The organism is Liquorilactobacillus vini DSM 20605 (assembly GCF_000255495.1).
Classification (GTDB): domain Bacteria; phylum Bacillota; class Bacilli; order Lactobacillales; family Lactobacillaceae; genus Liquorilactobacillus; species Liquorilactobacillus vini.
The window spans coordinates 1-2252 of the sequence record NZ_AHYZ01000117.1; the positions used below are offsets into that span (position 1 = coordinate 1).

Annotated in this window: 3 protein-coding genes; 1 reads left to right on the forward strand and 2 read right to left on the reverse strand. The window is 31.7% G+C overall.

Translation table 11 applies throughout. From position 1 onward, the window contains the following. Nucleotides 1-490 (forward strand): restriction endonuclease subunit S (locus ON15_RS07030; protein ID WP_010580785.1); only part of this gene is annotated, 490 nt, incomplete at its 5' end. Between the two features lie 45 nt (nt 491-535). Here ON15_RS07030 and ON15_RS07035 read toward each other — a convergent pair. Further along, a complete protein-coding gene (locus ON15_RS07035) occupies nt 536-1462 on the reverse strand; it encodes a site-specific integrase (RefSeq protein ID WP_010580786.1) in 927 nt (308 codons plus the stop codon). Nucleotides 1463-1543: 81 nt separating this feature from the next. Beyond that, a complete protein-coding gene (locus ON15_RS07040) occupies nt 1544-2044 on the reverse strand; it encodes a PASTA domain-containing protein (protein WP_010580787.1) in 501 nt (166 codons plus the stop codon). Nucleotides 2045-2252: the final 208 nt, after the last annotated feature.

The window sequence follows — 2252 nt, forward strand, 5'->3', positions numbered from 1 at the left end:
AGGTGACTTGGTGGATATTAATACAGGAAATCGTAATCACCAAGATTCAGTAATTAATGGGAAATATGACTTTTATGTTAGATCAGAAAAAATCGAACATCTTAATGAATATGATTTTGATGAAGAGGCTATATTAGTTCCTGGTGATGGCCGTATAGGGCAAATATTTCATTATGTAAATGGAAAATTTGCATTACACCAACGTGTATATAAAGTAGATAATTTTAATTTATTGTATCCTAAATTTTTATTGCAACTATTCAATAAATCTTTTAGGGAACACGCTCTTAAAGAAAATGCTCAAGGGACAGTTCCTTCTTTAAGAAAACCTGTATTTACAAATTGGATTATTACAATTCCAAAAATAGAAGAGCAAACCAAAATCGGCACCTTTTTTAAACAACTTGACGACACTATCGCCCTTCATCAGCGTAAACTAACTTCATTACAAAAACAGAATAAAAGTTTTCTTCAAAAAATGTTTATCTAAACTTAAAAGACACTCAAATGATTTTTTCATTTGAGTGTCTTTCTTTTACATTAAAACGGACATTTCATGCATAATTTTGTCACTATCTTGAGATTCAAGTTCATTAATAATATGCAAATAAGTTTTTTGTGTTGTGGTAATGCTTGAGTGTCCTAATCTGCGAGCAACAGAAGCAATTGACACTCCAGCAAATAGTAATAACGATGCATGTGTATGTCGCAAACCATGAATCGAAATTACAGGAACTTTAGCTTTTTTGCATAAAACAGCCAATCGATGATTAATGGTTGAATTAAAAACGCGTCCATTAACAAAAATCGGATTATTTGGCGGACAATTCTTAATTAATTGTGAAAATTGCATTGCTGTTTGCCAGTCAAGTTCAATTTTCCTGATAGAAGAAGTATTTTTGGTTGGTTGAAATCCACCATCAACCCTACGATAATTCCACGTTTTGTTGATTGTTAGCAGTCGTTTTTCAAAGTCAAAATCTTGCGGTGTGGCTCCTAATGCTTCGGCAAAACGCAATCCTGTTTTGGCAACAAGTAAAATAAACCAGTCCCAATTAAGTACTGTTCCCAGTTCAAGCTGCTTGATCAATGATTGGAGTTGTGACTGGCTCAAATATTTTATTTTCTTAGGGCGTGGATTTCTGCCTTTAATTGTAACTTTGCGAGTTGGATTTTGTTTGATTAAGCCTTCGTCTAAAGCATCCAAAATAGCACATTTAATTTGATGATGAAAATCTATAGTGGTTTGCCGTTCATGCTCAACTGCAAAATCATTGATCAACTTCTGATAAGTCCTTCGATCCAACTGGTTTAACTTCAAAGTTGGTGCCAGCACTCTAACCCAGTGAAGTGTTAAATAATATTTATCCAAAGTTACTTCTCGGACAGCATTGACTTTATATAAGCCAATCCATTCTGCATAATAACGATAAAAAAGCTGTGTTGATTTTTTTGAAGCCATAAAAAAACACCTTCCAATAATTTTTTCAGCATTTAAGCTGATAAGTCAATTATTTGGTAAGATGCTTAATATTTAAACAAACTATTTAGTTGGTCCATTATTCTTGCTTTTATGAAAGTTGAATTTCTTAGCTAACTTAGTTGTTTGTTCAATAGTTTCATTAGTTAATTTATTTAGAGTTTCTTGATGCTTTTGTTTGGCGAATTTCTTTTCCTGATCGGCTTTTAATTTTAAAGACTTGCTTTTTTCAATTATTTCATCATTAGCATAGAAAATTTTCACATAGGTTTTAGGATCGACGGCCCAGCCAACTTTAGGTGACAAGTCTATAACAGTAAATGATCTTTTGTTTGCATATTTAATATCTGGAGTAACCAAAACCTTGCTAAAATTAAATCCATACTGGCTTAAAATCTTTTCAGCTTCCTCGACAGATATTAAAGTGACATCTGGAATATGTACATAGTCCTTACGCTTTTCTAGCTGATCTCCAACAATTTTTGTAGCTGAATCAACAAAATCTGGTGCAACTGCATCTAAAACAGTTTTTGTTACTTTACTGAATATTTTCTTTTTAGACATAACCTCATCCCCATTAGAATATCCCTTTTCATTTATAATACTGGAAGTTAAAACTATTGTCTATAAATTTATTCATGATTCCCTTATTTTTTGAAGACGATTATTTTAATATTGTTTTCCCATATTTAAAAAATTGTTTGATATGAAAATCATACCCATACAAGTCTGTATTCTCTTTATAATATTTTTAGACCACTCTTTACATATA